This window comes from Cetobacterium sp. (assembly GCF_977044495.1).
In genome coordinates this window covers 1-19,597 of sequence record NZ_CDRRQU010000040.1, presented here as the reverse complement: position 1 = coordinate 19,597, position 19,597 = coordinate 1, and the positions used below count along the sequence as shown (strand labels likewise).

7 protein-coding genes and 1 pseudogene are annotated in these 19,597 nt (G+C 31.1%); 1 reads left to right on the top strand and 7 read right to left on the bottom strand.

Annotation, left to right across the window (positions count from 1 at the left end):
- A pseudogene (locus ACWI69_RS09500) lies at positions 1-346 on the bottom strand (hypothetical protein); the annotation flags it as partial.
- A gap of 223 nt (positions 347-569) precedes the next feature.
- On the opposite strand from ACWI69_RS09500, the gene cfa reads away from it, so the two are divergent.
- The gene (gene cfa, locus ACWI69_RS09495) at positions 570-1,685 is read left to right on the top strand and encodes a cyclopropane fatty acyl phospholipid synthase (RefSeq protein WP_448821602.1); all 1,116 of its coding nucleotides are present in this window, start codon (positions 570-572) and stop codon (positions 1,683-1,685) included.
- Between the two features lie 34 nt (positions 1,686-1,719).
- Here cfa and ACWI69_RS09490 read toward each other — a convergent pair whose 3' ends face one another.
- The 6 genes from ACWI69_RS09490 to ACWI69_RS09465 form a co-directional block, all read right to left on the bottom strand.
- Entirely contained in the window at positions 1,720-6,135 is a 4,416-nt protein-coding gene (locus tag ACWI69_RS09490) for a hypothetical protein (RefSeq protein ID WP_448821601.1), read from the bottom strand.
- Positions 6,026-15,565 (bottom strand): hypothetical protein, encoded by a 9,540-nt coding sequence (locus ACWI69_RS09485; RefSeq protein WP_448821600.1) that lies wholly within the window; start codon positions 15,563-15,565, stop codon positions 6,026-6,028. Before ACWI69_RS09485 ends, ACWI69_RS09490 begins: the two co-directional genes overlap by 110 nt.
- 6 nt (positions 15,566-15,571) lie before the next feature.
- Entirely contained in the window at positions 15,572-16,891 is a 1,320-nt protein-coding gene (locus ACWI69_RS09480; protein ID WP_448821599.1) for a WG repeat-containing protein, read from the bottom strand.
- 54 nt (positions 16,892-16,945) lie between these two features.
- Entirely contained in the window at positions 16,946-17,398 is a 453-nt protein-coding gene (locus ACWI69_RS09475; RefSeq protein WP_448821598.1) for a hypothetical protein, read from the bottom strand.
- Position 17,399: 1 nt separating this feature from the next.
- Positions 17,400-17,954, bottom strand: a complete 555-nt coding sequence (locus ACWI69_RS09470; RefSeq protein WP_448821597.1) for a hypothetical protein — start codon at positions 17,952-17,954, stop codon at positions 17,400-17,402.
- Positions 17,933-19,597 (bottom strand): hypothetical protein (locus ACWI69_RS09465; protein WP_448821596.1); only part of this gene is annotated, 1,665 nt, incomplete at its 5' end. The genes ACWI69_RS09470 and ACWI69_RS09465, both read right to left, overlap by 22 nt.

Here is a 19,597-nt window from a genome sequence, read left to right as displayed (position 1 = left end):
GATTGGATATAATGTTTACACATCTTTTCTCAACCTCCGTTGTTTGTGGATATTCAGCTTTATCTATCGCATTAGTCGCAATAGTATCTACCATAACTTGAGTCGCTTCTGGCTCCATATAGGTTTGAACAAAAGTACATAAATTATATCTTGGATTTCCGTCGTGCATCATTTCATCTGCCACCAATCGGTATGCTATACTAGGATTTACCGATTCTTCATTTATAGTTTCCCTTGGTAATATATGATCTGATTCATAACTTCCAAATAAAGGCGTTGTTGAATTATCTGGAGCAAATGTATACTCCTTTTCTTTTTCTTCTCCAATTTTTTTTCTGTGTAGCATAGAAAAACCTCCTTCAATTTTAACATTTATTAATCTACAATATTTTCCGCTAATTACTTATTGTCAGCTTTACTTTTCAAAATTAAAATATCTTTTCCTTTAAAATTTGTTCATTAATTTATTTTGAAATCCTTAATAAAATAAAAAAAATTAAAGGAATATATATATATTGTTTGAATTATTAAAACGTTACATCATAAAATTTTTTAGGAGGAATTTTAATATGAATTCAAAAGAAACTGTCATTAATTTATTGAAAAATGCAAATATTTCTATTAATACTGGTGATAAAAATAGTATAACTGTAAAAGATGATGAGTTTTATAAAAAAGTCTTACTAGAAGGTTCTCTTGGATTGGGAGAAACATACATTAATAATCAATGGGAATGTGATTCTATTGATAACTTTATTTTCAATATATTCAGGGGAAATTTGGAAGATAAATACAACGCACAATTAGCTTTTAATGTTGTTAAAGAAAAATTAATAGATGTAATGAATCCTCAAAGTATTTTTAACTCTAAAAAAGATATCTCCTACCACTATGACATAGGAAATGATTTATTTTACAATATGTTAGATGAACGAATGGTCTATAGTTGTGCTTTTTGGAAGGATGCTAAAAATTTAAAAGAAGCACAAGAGAATAAGTTGGAGCTAATCTGTAAAAAAATAGGATTAAAACCGGGAATGAGAGTTTTAGATGTTGGATGTGGTTGGGGTCCATTTATGAAATATGCAGCTGAAAAATATGGTGTAACTTGTACAGGATTGACTCTATCTAAAGAACAAATTAAATTGGGAGAGGAGTTGTGTCAAAATCTTCCAGTTACTTTTATTTATAAGGATTACAGAGAGTTTGAAGCAGAGCCATTTGATAGAATTGTTTCTATCGGAATGTTTGAGCACGTAGGTCATCAAAACTACTCCACTTATATGAAAAAAATGAGCAGTTTATTGAAAGATGACGGTGTTTTTCTGTTACATACTATTGGGGGATTAAAAACTAAACCTCAAGGAGACCCTTGGATTAAAAAATATATTTTTCCGAACGGAAGTCTACCTTCAATTCAGGCGATAGGAAAATCTACAGAAAATATATTTTATATGGAGGATTGGCATGATTTTGGATTAGATTACGACAAAACTCTAATGTGCTGGTATGAAAATTTCAATAAAAGTTGGGATAAATTAAAAGATAACTATGATGAAAAATTTAAAAGAATTTGGGACTATTATCTACTTTCATGTGCAGGGGCATTTAGAGCAAAGGAATTAGCTCTATGGCAAATAGTATTTAGTAAAAAAAGATTGGAAAAATTAGAATATAGATGCTAAAGGGATGGTTTAAAAACCATCCCTTTTCTTGCTTCTAGTATATCTCTATATTCACTCTTAAAGTTCCTCTATATCGCCCATCTATCGCTGCTGCATTAGTTCTTGGGTTAAAGTATCCCCTTAGCTTAAAGCCTTCTTCGTGCAACACATCTCCCTCTGAGTCTACCACTTCTCTTTTAGAAACTCTATGAATCGACGTATCCTCTATTACAATCTCATTATCAAACTCATCTTTAAATGAAATATCCTTATCTATAAGTTCTACCCTTCCAATTGTATCATGAATATTCAAGTCTTTTCCATAGTAAGTTATCTTCAATTTATTTAACGATTCAACTTTTCCTCTTTGATCATTGTAGTTATACGAGTTTGGATTTAAAATGCTACCAAAATATAAACTATTCACCAATTCATCTGGCAGTATTCCAGCTCCCATTTGGCTATTATCATACTCTATTGTCAATACAGATTTATTATCAAAATCTCTCAAATTAAGTTTATAGATTGATGTTATACCATTTTTATCTTCAACTCTCATAACTATTCTATCATTTTGAATTCCCTCTTGCCAATAGTTTAAAGTCACGTTCAATTTATCATTAGAGACCTTATTAAAAACCAATGAGTATGTTGTTTCCGATCCATTTTTATACGCTACTTCTAATGGACTCTTTAAATCACCGCCAACTATATCCATTTCTCCTAATTTTTCTCCATATAAATTGCTCTCACTCACATATTTAAATACACTCATCTTTCCATTATTCGGTATATTGCTTATAAAATCTCCGTTTATAGTCATATATGCTCCTGATCCTAAAACTAAACCACCCAAGTTATCAAATTCTATCTCTTTTCCTCTAGGATAGTTAAAATCGTAATTAAGTATTAGCTCTCCAATACTAACTTTTTTAATTTCAATACTCTTTATTAAACCTTCCCAATATCCTTCTCTTCCAACTCTTATTATTTTATCCGTTTTATTTGCATTTATCTCGTTGACGTTTCCACCTGTATAGATATATGATGACTCTGTTAGGAAACCATTTTGTGAACTATCAATTACTACTGCTAATTTCGTTGTAGCTGTATAAATGGTTTCTTTTGCTAATATATTTCCCATACTATCTATTCTAGCTATTTTTCCTATTATTTTATTAGATGGGTTATTTTTATTTACAAATTCTATCTCTTCATCATACTCTATTCGTACTCCAAGAGGATCACTCACACTCTTAGTCAACTCTAGATCTCTATCTGCATATAACGCTACATTTCCTAAAGGATATATCAAATTGTTCCCATTTGTATACCTCACACTTCCCGTTGCTTCCTCTTCAACTTTCAAATAATCCTCTGTGTTATAATACCATCTTTTTGGTAAAAATCTTGGTATGCTCAGTGAAAATTTTTCTGTTTCTAATTTAACACCAGGATTAATTGGATCCATATGCTCTATCTCAATCTCTAAATTTCCATCTCTTAAACTGTACTCTTTCATTCCGATAGTTAATACCTCCAGTGGACTTGCTGCCACCGTACCATTTTGTAAATCAGGATTATTTAAATACCCAATAAAAATATCTCCTGCCACTGTTTTTAATATGCCTTGCCCACCTAGTGTTTTACTCACCGAAATTGTAGTTTTATTTCCAGAAGTAACATCTGTTACAACCATATTGTGTGTATCTCCATACTCTGGTTTATTATACTCATATGGTGTCAATACTCCTCTCATAGTTAAACTACTATAGCTTTCTGGATTCACGATATCTGTGGAATATTTAGCATCTGATAGATATACTCTCATTAGGTTACTATTTCCATCTGATTTTATCAGTGGTTTATCTTCACTCATTGCCAATTTTACAGAAGTATCTTGCGCTATCTCTGTCTGTATATTAATCTGGAAAAGTGGATCATAGATATACTCATCTAGTCCTAAATCAGCTGTATTATCCGTTCTTAATCCCAAATAAGCTATATTTTTTCCTGTCACTTTTTTCTCAGAGATTCTTCCCTCATTATACTCAGCATATATCGAATAGACTGCTCCTGGCTCCAATCTCTCCGCCTCTACCTTTTCTATATGAAGGTAGATGTTTTTCTCCTGATCCACATTTTCTATCTGTGTGAACTCCTTTTCTATTCCTATTGACGAAAAACTTAAACTTGCATCTAGGTTCTCTTTTACCTCGCCATTTTCTATCTTTTGAAGAACTACTCTATCTGGAAGTTTCATTGTATTCAGCGTTGTACTATTTCGCTTCATTATGCTACCTCTCATACTATCTCTTCCTAGTAAATTAATATTTCCCAACTTTTTAACTATTCCTATCGTTGTTGTCGCATCATCCAGTTTATCTCTTAGTATCTCCAACTTTTGATTAAGCAGTTTTCCTTTTCCATCTGTTGTTGTTTCAAGAGATGATAGCGCTGAATATACCTCTCCTATCGGGCTATACTTTGGAGATATTATTCTGTGAATATATCTCTCACGCCCTCCCGTACTTGGTCTCACTATTCTAAATGTTCCAAAATCCTCTCTATCCTTTGTTAAAACTATATCATTTATCAACATTGATAAAGTCTTCGTATTCTGTCCTCCAGTTACAGTAAACCTTACTCCTATCTCTTTATCCCTAAAGTTTCTTGTAGTTAAGCCCGGATAATTCCCTACATCTGTTGGAAATGGCAGATCTAGATACAATACATCATTTTCATCTTGAACTTTTGGAATCTCCGTAGCTGAAGTTAAAAAATATGATCCCATTTTAAATGTTTGATTACTATCTAAAATATCTGATTCTATCTCCACATATCCATCATTTACTCCACCAGCTCCATAATATCTACCTTGAATCCACTGTTTAAGTTTTCTTTTTCCATTTCCATAAGTTATTTGAAGAACAGCAGGTATCTTTTTTGTAGAAATATCTTCAGAATCTCGCCAAATATTGTTCAGTTGCTCTCTTGTCAAAACCATTCCAATCTTTGCTCTACCATTTCCATCACTATCTAGAATAAGTTTTCCCGCTTCAACTCTTCCATACGGAAGAGTTGTTGATGTTTTTAAAACAAGATTCTCCTTTGATAATCCATCTTGTTGTATCTCATCATTTCCTCCTACTGTTATAATATCTCCCGTATATGTTCTGTAGTTCGCAATCGCTATATCAAGTGGCTCAGCCAAATTAGCATCTGTAGATTTTATTATCTCCGTATTCCATTCAGACGAATATTCAAAATCAGAATAACTCCCATCAAATAAAATAACTGACCCAGAACCAGCTGTCGCTCCACTTCCTTGAGATACTCCCGATCTCAGTACATAAACAGCTTCCCCATTATTACTTATACTACTCACACTTAATACTAAATTTAACTTTACCTTGGAGTTGTTCATGGCGTCCTTAACTTCAATAGTTCCTCTAACCTCTCCTATGCTAGAGCCATTGTATGCTGATTTATCTGTAAAAATTTCAACTTTTTTAGTATTGTTCCAAAATCTAACTTCATATTTTATATTTGTTGAACTCTGCGTAAAGGATAAAGCTTTATATCCATCTATCTCAAACTTCGCTCCACTATCCTTTATATCTGTAGCATCTACCATCGATGAAAAAGCTATCTGATCTGTATTGTTATAAGACTGTGGTAATAGCTCTCCAGACATATCAAACACCGATACTCCTGAAATCTCTGGCAGAATATCATTGATAGATTTCTCATTGGCTCTTAAACTTATATTTCCTGTTTTATTTTTGTCATAGTCAAAAACTAGATTTACCGTAGTTTCCTTAAGCTCTTTCATAGACAATAACATTTTTAAATCTACTATCTTATTTGCCTTCTCCTCTTCTGTTGTCAGAATATTATACTCACCTAAATCAATCTCTATTCCCTTATCCATATGATCCGAGTTTAAAACTAACTTGGCTTTCGGTACTGTTCCGTCGCTATTTCTAAATCTTAAGCTCTTTTCTCCAGTATCTTTTATTCTCGCATAATCCTCAGAAAGAAGTCTTACAACTATATCCCCTTTTAAATTATTGATTTTTCCATGCTCTATGTTTGTAGAGATTTTTTTATATCCCATGATATAGTTTCCTTCTGTCACTTCATCATCCACTTCACCTTTTCCTGTATGAAGCTTTATGAAATATCTATATGGATTTACTATCTCTTCATTCACTTGCAGATATGTAGGCGATTGACTATTCTCTGTATCTATCTCAATATATGGATCTTTGAATTTTTCCACTTTGTCATCAAAGTTATCAATTGTTATTCCCATAAGTCTTACATCTACGAATCTATTGGCAAGAGCCCATTGAATATCATCTCCAGCATTTGTTCCAGCAGTATAAGTAAAATCTAAAATTCGTTTCTCCACATAAGCATTTTCTTTCAATGAATCTCTTGTATACCTCTGGCATTGTATTGTCACTATATAACACTTTTCCCTCAGATAGTATCTCAATTGTATTGTCAGAAATTCTATTGTTTATATACTCAGTAACTCCCTCTACGAATAGACTTGCACTTTCCTTATCACTGTCATAGATTCTCAAATGAACTGTGGCTATTTTTCTATTTTCATCACAAAATATACTACTTTTTGATGTATCTATAATCATATTGTTATTTTTATCTTTTACTGGATCCGTTACAGCACTACTTTCAGCTTTTAAATAGATTCTTCCTTCTAATAGATCCCCATTTTTATTTTTTAATAAAAGATTTCCATCAGTACTTTTTAATTTTACTCCTTCAATTATTTTACTATTAGTTGCATCCACTTCTCCCACTTTAATATCAATATATGGAATAGTCTTCCCTAAAAATATCTCTTCTCCATAGAAAAACTCTTTGTTATCTACATTTCTAGTTAACTTTTTTCTTCTCCAATCTGTTATATCAACTAAAGAGGAGTTCCATCTCAATTTAACATTAGGATCTAATTCTATACTTTTTACTAATCCTTCCCAATAACCCTCTCTTCCTATTCTAATAGGTTTATTTAACTTTTCGTTTGAGATTTCATCCAAGCTTCCCTTATCATAGATATAAGTTGCCTTAAAGTCATAGCCAGATTGTTTTGTATCAACCACTATTGCCAATTGAGTTGGTACACCATAAATTTCACTATCTGAAATAACATCCCCATTTTTATCTATTTTTACTATCTGCCCTTTTATTGAACTACCTAAACCATCCTTTGGTAGTAAAACTATCTCTGAATCATACTCTATTCTTACTCCATAAGAGTCATCTGCTCCCTTAGTTATTTCAGTATCTCTATCAGGGTATAAACTTACATTTCCAAGAGGATAGATTAACCTATCTTTACTTGTAAATCTTACAAATGATTTTGTATCTGATAATAGTTTAGAGCTATCCGTAGCATTATAGTACCATTTTTTAGGTAAAAAATTTGGAACAGTTATTGTCAATGCCTCAGATTCTAATATATTTTGACCATTAGTTGGATCTATATGCTCTATATTAACCTTAAAGCTTCCACCTCTTAAATTATACTCTTTCATTCCAATAGTTAATACTTCCAATGGACTTGCTGCCACTGTTCCACTTTGTAGACCAGGATTATTTAAGTATCCAATATAGATATCTCCTACCAATGTTTTTAGTACACCTTGTCCACCTGAAGTTTTACTCAGTGGAATTCTTATGCTCTCTAAACTTCCTTCCAATCTAATAACCATGTCATGTGAATTCCCATATTCAACTCTATTGTATTCATACGGTGTCAATAATCCTCCCATAGTTAAACTACTATAGCTTTCTGGATTTATGATATCCGTGGAATATTTAGCATCTGACAGATATACTCTTATTAGGTTACTATTTCCATCTGACTTTATCAGTGGTTTATCCTCACTCATTACTAATTTTACCGAAGTGTCTTGTGCTATCTCTGTCTGAATATTAATCTGGAAAAGTGGATCATATATATACTCATCTAGCCCTAAATCAGCTGTATTATCTGTTCTCAATCCCAAATAAGCTATATTTTTTCCTGTCACTTTTTTCTCAGAGATTCTTCCCTCATTATACTCAGCGTATATCGAATAGACTGCTCCCGGCTCCAATCTCTCCGCCTCTACCTTTTCTATATGAAGGTATATATTTTTCTCTTGATCCACATTTTCTACCTGTGTGAACTCCTTTTCTATACCTATTGATGAAAAACTTAAACTTGCATCTAAGCTCTCTTTTACTTCACCATTTTCTATCTTTTGAAGAGCTATTTTATCTGGAAGTTTCATTATATTTAATGTTGTACTATTTCTCTTCAGCATACTACCTCTTACACTGTCTCTTCCCAGTAAACTAACATTTCCCAACTTTTTAACTATTCCTATTGTTGTTGTCGCATCATCCAATTTATCTCTTAGTATCTCCAACTTTTGATTAAGCAGTTTCCCTTTTCCATCTGTTGTTGTTTCAAGAGAGGATAGCGTTGAATATGCCTCATCTATTGGATTATATTTTGGCATAATTATTGTATGAATATTCCTTTCTTGAGCTCCAGAATCTGTTCTAACAACTCGGAATATACCAAATAATTCTTCAGTTTTGCTTAGAACAATTTCATTCAATGACATATTTATCAAATTAGTTACATTTCCTGAAACTGCTGGATATACTCCAAATCTAACATTTATATTTTTTCCTCTAAATTCTTTAGGAATTAATCCTGGATACTCCCGTTCCCCTTCATTTGGTTGAAGCGATAAATAAATATTTTCATCTTCATCTTTTATTTGTGCTGTTTGATTTTTTTGATAATAACTTCCTATTTGAAATTTTTGTTCTGTATCAATTATTTTTGATTCTAATTCTAGATAGGCTGTCGAACTTCCTTTTGCCGATTCAAAATATAGATATTGTGGAATCCTTCTCTTTCCATTTCCGAATACCATTTCATAAATATATTGTTTTTGTAACAATGGGTCCTCTGGTCCTCTCCAGATATTTTCAAAGTTTTCTCTTGTTAAAACTCCAGCTATTCTAGCTCTTCCTCTTCCTAAACTATTCAAATATAACTTCCCATCTCTAATATCACCAGTTATTTCGGTTACTGGTCTTTCTAAGAAAAAATTATTACTCGATAAATTATTTTCTGGAATTCTATCTCTTATCTGAACATATACATTATCTCCACTATATGTTGGAAGTAGCTTATCTACCCTTATGTCCACTCCTACTGTACTATTTCCTGAATTAGCATATTTTCCTTCAACTGCCTGAACTACTTCTGTATTCCATTCATCTGAGTAACTAAATGATTCATTTATTAGAAAGTATGCTCCTGTTGTCGTCGAATGACTTCCATACGCTACCATATATACTTCTGAAGTATCTATTAGAGTTGAATTCAAAACTAATTTTAATTTTAATTTACTTCTGCCATTTTCTCCTAAAACTTCTATATTTCCTCTTGTCTCTTCTTGACCGCCACTATATGATGCTTTATCCACTACTATTTCAATTTTTTTCGTATTATTCCAAAATCTTATTTCATATTCTATATTTGTTATTCTTTGTCTAAATTTGACTCCCTTATACCCATCTATTTCAAACTTTGCACCAGTATCTCCTAAAATAGTGTCTCCAGTTTCTAATTCTATTGATAAAGTATCTGTTTTGTCGTAAACTTGAGCCACTCCTTCTCCACTCATATCAAACACAGAAAAACCTTCGATTTTTCCTAATCTACTTTCAATATCTTGTTCATTTCCTCTAATCTCTATATCGCCTTTAGAGTTATTCTTTAAATCAAATACCAAATTTGATTTAGTTGCCTTTAATTCTTTAGAAATTAACAATACTTTTAAATCTATTACTTTATCTAACTTATCCTCTTCTGTTGTCAGAATATTATATTCACCTAAATCAATCTCTATTCCCTTATCCACATGATCTGAGTTTAAAACTAACTTGGCTTTCGGTACTGTTCCATCACTGTTTCTAAAGCTTAAGCTCTTTTCCCCAGTATCTTTTATTCTCGCATAATCCTCAGAAAGAAGTCTTACAACTATATCCCCTTTTAAATTATTGATTTTTCCATTCTCTATATTTGTAGAGATTTTTTTATATCCCATGATATAGTTTCCTTCTGTCACTTCATCATCCACTTCACCTTTTCCTGTGTGAAGCTTTATGAAGTATCTATATGGATTTACTATCTCTTCATTCACTTGCAGATATGTAGGCGATTGACTATTCACTGTATCTATTTCAATATATGGGTCTTTGAATTTTTCCACTTTGTCATCAAAGTTATCAATTGTTATTCCCATAAGTCTTACATCTACGAATCTATTGGCAAGAGTCCATTGAATATCATCTCCAGCATTTGTTCCAGCAGTATAAGTAAAATCTAAAATTCGTTTCTCTACAAAAGCATTTTCTTTCAATGAATCTCTTGTATCTACAAACTCTACCTCTGGCATTGTATTGTCACTATATAACACTTTTCCCTCAGATAGTATCTCAATTGTATTGTCAGAAATTCTATTGTTAATATATTCAGTAGCTCCCTCTACAAATAGACTTGCATTTTCCATCTCGCTGTCATAGATTCTTAAATGAACTGTGGCTGTTTTCTCTTTTAATCCTTTAAACATAACCTCAGCTGTTCCTCCATCTATAGGACTATTATTTTTTCCCATTACAGGTACTTTTAAAATATCTAAATCACTTTTAAAATATAATCTTCCCTCTATATAGTCACCATTTTTATTTTTAAGAAGAACTTTTCCTCTTGTATTTTCATCAGATATACTTTTTAATCTAAAGGAATCTCCCACTTGCTTAGGGTCTGCTACTGGGATCTTTATATCACCGATATTTATATCTATATAAGGAAATTCTTTTCCTAAGAAATTTTCTGTTCCTACTTCAAAGTTTGTAGTATTTTTTACTTTTTTAAATCTTTTTCCATTCCACTCGGTAATATCCACAAATGAGGAGTTCCATTTAAAAAATTGTCCAAAAACTTTATCCGCACTTGATTCAATAGCAATTGATTTTACTAATCCTTGCCATTGTCCCTTTCTTCCTATTCTTATAGGTTTATTTACAATGGATTCAGATTTTTCTAAAGCTAAATCTTTAATAACATAGACAGCATTACTATCATATCCAGCTTGTAGCTTATTTATTGATATCGCTAAAATCTGCGACTCATTGATTATGGATGAATCTGGTAAAATATTTCCATTTGAATCTATTAATAAAATAGTTCCACTGATTTTTATACTCGGGTCATCCAGTTGTTCCAAAGTTATATTTTTATCGTATTCAATCCTAACTCCTTCTTTATCGTCCTCGTTCCTTGTTATATCTATATCTCTTTCTGGAATCATTCCAACCTCTCCCAGCTCAAAGATTAACTCTTGTCCTTTCGACAATTTGAATTTTGCCAAAGAATTATTTTCTAATGGATTTAAATTAGTATTATTATAATACCAATTCTTAGGTTCAAACTCTGGAACTTTAATTAATATTTCATCTGATATTAAAACTTTATTGATGTCATTTGGATCTAGATGTTCCAATATATATCTAGAACTTCCTTTTGTATACTTATACTCATTTATACCTATATTTAGAACCTCTAATGAAATAGCTTCACTAAATCCATTTTTAATTGCTGGATCATCTGAATATTGTAATGTGAATTTCAAAAACTCACCATCTATTTCTACTTTACCTCCTTGAGGTGTTATTATACCAGTAAAAATTTTTCCCGTTTCTTTTTCTGTAACTTTTAAAATATGGTTTCTATTTTTAAATTCAGTTTTCTCATTATCATATGGTGTCAACTTTCCTTGAATCTCTATATCCATATAATTTATAGGATTTTTTACATCTGTTGAATACTTCCCAAATGATTTATATATTCTTATATTTTTAGAAAGTTCATTCGCTTTTAGCAGTGGTTTTTTAGAATAATTATCTAGATTTAAAACTACAGCACTTGACTGTATTATCGAAGCATTTAAATCAAGTTTGAAAACAGGCTCATATATATATTCATTCAGTCCTAAATCTTCCTCATTATCAGTTTTTAATCCATAATAAAGTAAATTACTACCATTGACTTCATTTTGATCAACTCTTCCAGCTTCATACTCCCCTATAACTCTATACTTGATTCCATGATTTATTTTTTTTGCATTTTCAGAAGTTATAATAAGATAAACTGTCAACTCTTGATCCACATTTTCTATCTGTTCTACCTCTCTTATCAGTGAACTATTTGAAAAACTTAAAAACCCATCCACTTCAGCCTCTTCACCACTTATCGATTGTAACTTTACTCTATCTGGCAACTTAGCAAAATTAAGTGTTGAACTATTTCTTCTTATTATATCCGCTCTAGTTTTATCTTTTCCCAATATTTTTATAAAACCTAAAGGTTTTATAACCTCTAAAGTTGAATCCTTATCAAACGTATCATACTTCTCCACTTTCAAGTCTTTTTCATATTGCTTTGCTCCACTTTTACTATTGTGTAAACTTGATGTTAAAGATTGTATCTCTTCACTAGGAGAATATTTAGGTATCCATATCTCATGCTCTTTTATCTGTTCACTACCACCTCTCATAGTAAAAATACCAAATAACTCCGGTGTTTTAGTCAATAAAACATCATTTAATTCTACTCCCGCATTATTTAGATTTCCAGTAGTTGGATAAGTTATACGAATTTTCACCTCTATATTTTTTCCTCTAAAGTTCTTAGTAGTAGTTAAGCTTGGTACTATTCCAGCAGTTCCGCTTCCCACTGTAGAAGGTGTAATCTCTGCTATCTCTCTCTCCTGTCCCGGTATAGTTATATCCTCTATTGCAACTGTACCAATTTTACTATACAATCCATTCTGATAGTACCTACTTTCTGTATGATTACTTATCTCTCTTATGGGATAACTGCTTGTTGCGCTTCCATAATTTCTCAATTGAAGTTTCGCTGAAACAGGAACTCTTCTTTTTCCCCTTCCATACACTATCTCCGCCACTTCAAATGTCCTAAAAGTCAAGCTTGGTTTCCCCACAGGAAAATAACTTTCAATAAAATCTCTTGTCAATGTCAATTCTAATTTAGCATTTCCTTTTCCTGAAGGTTCAAATTCAAGTCTATTGTTAGAGATTGTTCCAAAATTCTCTTTATATTTAAATGCAGACATAACTAGCGCTTTACTTCCTATCCCTTGCTCTCCAACCCCTTTTATAGGTTCAAGAAATACACTATCCCCACTATAACTCACAAAAGGTTTTGTTAAAGAGCTAAGTCCACCTTCATCTCTTAGATTCGGTACAGTTCCTGATCCAGTTGTTGTATTTACTACTTCAACCTCTGTTCCCCACTCTGTAGATGTTACGTACTCTCTCCATATTCTTAAATTATCACTAACTAATCCCGGTTTTTCTATTCCTGAATAAAGATTTAGTGTAACTTTATTGTGTATATCCCCATCTGTATCTTTTAAAAGGAACTCTCCATAGATCTCTCCCTCTTGAGATAATGATGATTTTACTACTGATAGTTCCACTTTATCTGTATTGTTCCAAAACTTTAATTCAAAACTCTTTCCTCTTGCATTAAAAGTTACACTTTTGTATCCATCTTTAGAAAAATCCGCTTCTGTCGTCGCTATAGCAGTTATCCCTCTTACATTCAAAACCTCTATTGTGTCATCAGACTTATATGTTCTTGAGATTATTCCCTTGTTCATATCGAATACTGAGTTCCCTATAAGCTCTGTATTTGCTGAATTTATTGACTCCGAGTTCCCTCTTATTGAAATATTTCCACTATTATTTTTTGCTGGATCAAATATAAGATTAAAAACATTTTCATTTATATCATCAAAGAAGATAAGTGCATCAATTTTCACATCATTGTTTTTTCTCTCACTTTCACTCTTTATAAGTTTAAATGTGTTATATGGTATTTCCAATGCCTGTTCTGGATAATCCTCATTATATATTATTTTTAATACAGCTGGAGTACTCTCTTCATTTTTTAACTCCACTACATTTTCACTAGTTAATATAAAGTTTTCATATTCCTCCTTACTCATCCTTACAACTACATCTGCTGAGATATCAGTTATATGATTTTCATTCATTCTAGTTCCTATCTTTGAATATCCCAAAATCTCTTCATCTTGAATTATAATATCATTACTCTCAACGGTCCCATTCTTTAATCTTAAATAATATCTTTCAAGTCCATATATGTTTCCTGAAGATTCCAAAAGTTTACCACTTTTTGAATTTGATGTTGATATCTCAATATACGGATTTTTTATTTTTGTAGTCTTATTTTCAAAACCAGTTATATTGATTTCTGCTAACTTTATATCCACATATTTCATTCTTCTAGTCCACTGGATATCATCTCCAATGTTAATCCCTAACTCTTCACTTATATTGATATTTTTTTTAACTATTTTAATACTCTCTTTTATATTGTCACGAATATCTAAAATCTCTATTTCTGGAAGTGCTTCTTTTTGTATAATTACATTATTCTCATCAAATATCTCTATTATATTTCTTGAATTTTCTCCTTTTATATACTTTAGGTTTCCTGCAATAAAAAGACTCTCCTCTGTTTCTGGAAGATCATATAGTCTCAAATATATATCTGCATTTTTAACTTCCTCATCACTGTACTCTATAACAGATGTTGAATCTAAAATCTCTTGATAATCCAATCCTTTCACTGGCGTTTTAGGCGATAGACTTTCACTTTTTAAATAGATTCTTCCCACTATGTTTTTATTCTGTTCATTTGCTAGTAACACCTGTCCAGCATAATTCAACTCATTTGGATTTTCTATAGCAACCTTTGGAGTTACCACTTCATCTGGAATAGTTAATGTTCCCATTTTTATATCTACATAAGGAAGTATTACACCATTTGAAATTATTTCTGTTCCATATACTATATCCATATTTGTTTTCATTTTTGATATTTTTTTAGTTTTTCTATCCCATTGTGTAATATCTATAACGGGTTTACTCCACGTAAAATATGAACTTTTAGTAGCTAAATTTTTCCCATCTTTTGGACTCTCTTTTAGTAAATACATATTTTTTAATCTATTCTGATTGTCAAAATGAGCAAGATATACATTTTCTAAATCTGTAATTGTTTTTACTTTAATACTACCCTTTTCACTCCCTTTTGACTGTTCCACTGTAAAATCTAAATTTTGTGTTTTCCCATCTTTTTCAAAAGTAAAAATCTCTATTTTATCTTTAGAAGATGTTTCTTCCAATTCAGTTGCTGTTTTAGAAAAGTTAATAGTAAACTCCTTTTTTGATGTATCAAACTCTCCAAAGATCTCCTTTATCTCAATCTCTTCATATCTATTTTTTACTACCTTTTTTAAATTTTTAAGTCTGTCATAAAACTCTATAAAGATATTTTTTGGTTCATTTCTATAACCAACCACTACCCTATTTGTTACAGCTCCTCTTTCAGCCATATATTTTAAATTATCATTTTTTTCCTGATTACTATATCTTAACTCGTTTTTATTTCCACTTATTTTAGAAAATGTTTTAGATGTATACCCTTGTTCTGAAAGCTTCTCTGTAACATTTATAAAGTCCCCTTTGATAAGTCCTTCATCCCCAAAAAAGTAAAATATTTTTTTATTCTCTTTATCAATATGCATCAACTCTTCCGCTGATTTTTTCTTAGTAATTTTCAAATTTAATTCTGCTGGACGTTTTGAACTAACACTATGTATACTCTCAGTGTCCTTACTACTACCATAAAAAAATACGCATATAAATGTTACCAATATTAAAAATATTTTTTTTATATTCATCTAAATTTAACTCCTTTTTTTATTTTCTATTATTGTTCGCCATTTATGATTACTCTCTCGAACATATACATCTCCATTTATATATACGATTTCATCATACTCCTGAAGTAAAATATTTTTTCCACGACTATTAAAAATCATTTTTTTTCCATCTAGTTCTGCTATTATATATTTTGGTATTAACTGGATTGAATCATACTTCGCCTGCAATATCTCTTTTGCATTTTCATCTATAACCCCATATCCTGTTTCCTCTCCCACTATAAATAGGTCCCACGCTTTAGGATAGATAATATCAAACCCTTTTGAAATTTTTTTATAATTTTCATCATAGATATATGCTTTTTCATTTTTTCTACCTATAGCATAATCTTTTCTATATATTTCTAACTCATCAAAATCATTTTTTATTTTTTTTGTCTCTTTTGTTTCTAAACTATAAATATAATAGCTATTTTTCTCTCTTATTATCATCTCATCATCTATCAAGCATACATATTCACCTGAAAATCTTTTAATAATGCCATTGCTTTTTATACTAAAAATCTGCCCTATATTTGTATCCAGATTTTTAAATAGGTAAAAGTCATCATTTAATGGGATTATTTTATCTTTTGTCTCTATCTCTTTTCCCTTGTTTATTAAAATGTTTACCTCTTTATCTCTTAATAGTAAAACATCTTTTTTAAAAGCTTTAATATAATCGTACTCTTTTTCTGATTCTACTCCATTTTGATCTATATATTTATATCTTCCATATGGGGAAGTAATCACCACAGCATATCCATTTTCAAAATCTCCTGCCGCTTCAAATCTATTTTTTATTACCTCTTTTCCCTCTCCATCTATAAATCCCACTTTATTGTCCTTTATAAACACTGCCTTATTCTCAGAAAGAACTCCAACTCTCTCATATCTCTTCCCAATCTCTTTTTCCTCAAGTAGATTGTAATAGAACTGTTTTCCATCATCCTCTACCAATAAATACTTCTCATCTATTAAACCTAAAATCTCACTGAACTCTAGTGAAACAAAATTATTTTTTTCTAAATCTAAAACTCTTCTGTCTTCATTTTCATCTGTGACTTCCAAATATCTTTCAGAAAGACTTTTCACATTTTTATAGGATACTTCCATTATCTCATCACTATTTTGATAAAAATATATTTTATCTTTTTTTAATATTTTTCTATTTTTACTAATTGAAACAATACTGTCATAGCTGTCATTTGATAACTGTATCTCAGGTCTATAAAATATATTTTTTTTATATCCTACATAGATAAGAACTATTCCAAATATTATAAATTTTATCTTTCCCTTCATCACTTTCTCCTATATTAAAAATGTGTAGGGATATCCCTACACATCCTTTTATTTTTAATTTTCAGCTTTTATACTATCTAAAAGTTTTCCATATTGAACTATATTTATAGGAACATATCCCACGTAGTACCCCTCTATCACTTCAGGTGCTGAGTCCCACTTCCCTATATTTTTTCTATCTATGATTCCATAAAAATTTATATGTTCTTTCTCTCTTGAAACGGTATGTTCATCCTTATCCTTTTCTATATAAAAACCTTCAACTTTTAACCATTGTTTCCTATTTGTTAAAAATCCAACCTTTGGAAACATAAACTTTAAAAGTTTTCCATAGTCTTCATCTTTATTATCTGTTGATATCTCTATAACTCCTTTAGCCAATACTTTTGTCCCTAAAGCCTCTGTGTTTAAAGGCTTAAAAATCATAGGTTCAACCATTTTTATATCTATTTTAGCTAAAGATAGTGTAGAAAATATTAAAAACAACATAATTCTCAAAATTTTCATTTTACTCCACCTCAATTGTCAAATATACCTTTTTATAAAAAGTTCCCTCTGTCGATATTCCTCCACCTTTTATATTTACAAAGTTTCCATCTGATATTTTAGAATTTATATATTTTGTTGTATAAAGATACGTGTCTATCACTCCATCACGATCTATATCAATTTCATTTTCTGAAAATTTCAACCTATAATAATCTTTTTTATCTGGCTCTTTATTAGTCTCTATATTAAACGGAACTGTTACCTCTTGATCATCCACTAAGGTCGCTTCTATCTCTACATCTGATATTATCTCCAGAGGTACGTAAACATTTGTCTCCACTTTTAGCATCAGTGTATCTATTTTTTCAAGAACTCTTCCTCTATCCGTTTCATTTTCAAGAGTCGGTTTCAACTCCTCCACCGGTGTATAGGTTGGCATATCATCAGGAAAAGGAGGTAGCTGTGGTAAGTTTGGAAATGCTGGTAGTGTAACTGGTCTATGTGTCACGTCATCTCCTAAACAAATAGCTGAACTCAATAGCAATAATAATATTAATTTGTATATAAATCCCATACTGTCACATCCTTTTTTAACATTGAATATCTTTCCGATAAATTGAACACATATCTATTTTTATCTGGTATTCCATATGCCAGTTCAATTGTTTCAATATGTTCTTCTATACCACTTTCCGTACCTAGGTATTGTATTTTTACCTTATATTTTTCGCTGAACAACCCGCTCACATAAAATCCACCATTGTCCTCAGGAATTGTATGCTCCAGCTCTTTTCCATTTTCATCTAACACTGTAACAATTATATTGTTATATATTTCAGCAGTATCTTCATCATTTAAGTCTAGTCCATCCAAAGATATATACCCCTCTAATGTTACAAATGGTTGAACTGGAATATCAACCTCTATCTCTGATACCGATTTAGGTAAAACTTTCATAGCCGAATATGATAGATGGTGCTCTGGTCTATTTAACTGCGCCTTTACTTCGTATTGAATTCCATTGGATAGACCGTAGATATATCCTATTCCCTCTTCATTCGTCACTATCATTTTTTCACCTATTTTAACTTCCATATCTGGAATAATCTCTTCATCTTCGTCCCAAACATTATTCTTATTTTTATCTAAAAAAGTTCTAACCTTAACTCTGGAACTATTGATATCAGTTATTTTCTCTAAAGGATTTTTCAATGAGAAAACTTTATCAATTCCTACTCCTAATCTTTGGTTCCCATCTCTATCAGCACTTCCGTCCATCACGAACCAATCATCTATTTTCATTGAGAATGATAGCCCTAAAGCACTTTCTCCCGTATTTTTATATCTGGCTTCCACAGAAAAATCAAATCTATCATTCCACCCTTTGTTTCTAACGGCTACTTTCCCTTCATACTCATCTTTCTCATTATTTGATGCCTCTTTATACTCACCACTCAGCCTCACAGATATTTTTTCAAATCCGTTATAATATAGATCTCCTCTATATATATTTTGCTTTTCGTTTGTTCTTGTATATTCACCCATCACAGAATAATTTCCAAAACTTTTAGCCAAGTTTAATCCATATTCATGAACTGTTTCTTTCTCACCACTATATTTTTCTATAGTTTCAATATTAGATACCAACTCAACAGCATTATCAAAAATATCATATGTTAGATCGTAGCTTTGAACTCTCTTTTCATCAAAATATGGACCATGATGTTTATCTTTATATTCAACTCTCAAATCCTTTAAAGTTATTGTTCCCATTCCACCAAAAGTGTATAAGTCATCTAACTTTTTATCTCCCTGCTCATACCCAGATAGAGCTTTTTCAGTATTTAAACTTACTGTATATGGAAAACTATATATATAATTTGTATATATAGCTTCTCCTCTTAATCTATCATCAAATTTATATTCAGATATTTTTTTATCTTGTTCTTTACTTTTATTTTTGTCCTCTACCTCAATGGGGTTTCTTGAAAATCCACTACTCAAAGTTAGATTTTCAGTTACTCCATAGTAAAAATCAGCTGTTCCTCTGTACTCACCTGTGGTTTTATCCTCTCTCCAATTCACTGAATACTCTATCTCGCCTTTATCCTGTTGATTATATGTTCTTGAGGTTCTTATCTCTTTTGTCTCTATCTCTCCCGTTGGAGTATATATTTTTAAAGTATATGTTCTATCTAGTTGAACTCCTATATTTTT

Bases quoted from the DNA above. Each gene is read 5' to 3' on its own strand.
- cfa (WP_448821602.1), top strand. From the start codon at position 570: ATGAATTCAAAAGAAACTGTCATTAATTTATTGAAAAATGCAAATATT.
- ACWI69_RS09485 (WP_448821600.1), bottom strand. From the start codon at position 15,565: ATGAATATAAAAAAAATATTTTTAATATTGGTAACATTTATATGCGTA.
- ACWI69_RS09480 (WP_448821599.1), bottom strand. From the start codon at position 16,891: ATGAAGGGAAAGATAAAATTTATAATATTTGGAATAGTTCTTATCTAT.
- ACWI69_RS09475 (WP_448821598.1), bottom strand. From the start codon at position 17,398: ATGAAAATTTTGAGAATTATGTTGTTTTTAATATTTTCTACACTATCT.
- ACWI69_RS09470 (WP_448821597.1), bottom strand. From the start codon at position 17,954: ATGGGATTTATATACAAATTAATATTATTATTGCTATTGAGTTCAGCT.